We start from the raw sequence: 1,601 nt of genomic DNA on the forward strand, positions 1-1,601 counted from the left end.
CCTGACTTGTGCCATTAGTATGACATCCCCAAAGAGTCCATGATCTTGTTGGCTTGCGCGGACAATGGTGACTGGAGAATTGTGTGTTGCCCGGTAATGGGATTGTGGAGCCTTGCATCGGTGACCTTCCAAAGAGCATCCACGATCTGGCGGAGGGGGTAGCCCGTTTTGATCTCCATGGATCGGGCCATTGCCAGCGCGATGAAGCAGATCAACAAATGCACGCGGATGGCTACGGCACTGAAGTGGAACACGGGCCGCGTGGCGAGGTCGCTCTTAGCCATGCGGAACGCCTTTTCCACGTGCCAGAGGTCGTGGTAGCGCGCAATCACTGATGCGTTGTCAAGTTGCGCTTCAGGGATGTTGGTGCAGTATCCCTTCACTCCCAAAAGCAACCTTGCCCGCTCGATGCGGTCCTTGTCCAGTAGGTAGCCCTCCTTGGCCTTGGTCTTGACAAATTTGGCCCGCTTGCCCGGCTCTCCTTTCCCCACCAGGAGCTCGGCCTTGGCGATTGCCTTGTCCAAGGTGTGCATGTCCTTCTTGTAGCGCTTGAGGGAGAAGGAACAGACCATGTCCCCATGCGGACCGGGCAACCGGATGGTGCGCCCGTTTTGCTGGCCCAGGGCGCTGCTCACCTGTTCGATGAGCGCCTTGGACGCCCCGGCCAACCGCGCTGCCACGATGTAGGACATGCCGCGTTTGGTGACCTCGGCGAGCAGTTCTTGCGAGAGCATGGCTGCATCGGCCACCACCGTGGGAGTGCGCACCCCGTGCTTGGCCGTGAAGGCCTCCAGAACGGGAAGCATGGTCTTGCCCTCGAAGGTGTTGCCGGGAAAGACCTCGAACCCCAGCGGGAAGCCCGTGCGTGTGACCAACAGGCCCACCACCACTTGCGGCTGCTGCGCCATGTTGTCCTTGGAGAAACCCGGTATGCGCAGTTCATCGGCCGTGAAGGTCTCGAAGTACAGGGTGGTCACATCGTACAGCACCAAGCTCAGCTCATCGCACAAGGTGTCCTTGGCATGGTGTACGGCGATCTCCTGGGCACGCTCCTTCTGGGCGGCCATTAGCGGAAGCCTGCGATAGAACGAGCGTCGCGCATGATGGATGTCGAAGTATTCCTCCAACAGCCGCAGGGACCGCAATTTGCTTGTGGGTTCCACAAGCCGGATGATCGCCAAGTCCAGCAGCAAGGGATCCCCCAAGGCATGGAAGCCGCAATGCCCCGCCACCCTTCTTAAAACCTGATAGGCGAATGTGTGCCATGTGCCCAAGAGCACTGTCCCGGGTTGGACCAGTGGCGGACCGGCCGATGCGGGGAACAGCGGACCTTGGGCCTGTGCTTCATACCAAGCCAATCCCCGATCGATCAGTTCATCAACACCTGCCTGGTCATGGGCGCTGCCCATGTGCTTGAGCACGACCACGCGCCTGTTGACATAGCGGACAACCTGTACAGCGGTAGCTCCGGAGGCAGTTCGGGTCTTGCGAATTGATGCCATAAACAACCCTTAGTATGACAAAAATGGCCCCAAAACCTCCGCAAACCCGCGGCATTGCTCATGTGCCATTCCCGAAACTGGAAGGTGGCACAAGTCAGG

Annotated in this window: 1 protein-coding gene; it reads right to left on the minus strand. The window is 59.2% G+C overall.

Annotated features, from left to right (window positions below):
* Window positions 1-14: 14 nt before the first annotated feature.
* Window positions 15-1,421 (minus strand): IS1634 family transposase, encoded by a 1,407-nt coding sequence (locus PLC66_RS22650; protein ID WP_324544434.1) that lies wholly within the window; start codon window positions 1,419-1,421, stop codon window positions 15-17.
* Window positions 1,422-1,601: the final 180 nt, after the last annotated feature.

It is taken from the genome of Thauera sp. (assembly GCF_035444905.1).
Taxonomy (GTDB): Bacteria; Pseudomonadota; Gammaproteobacteria; order Burkholderiales; family Rhodocyclaceae; genus Thauera.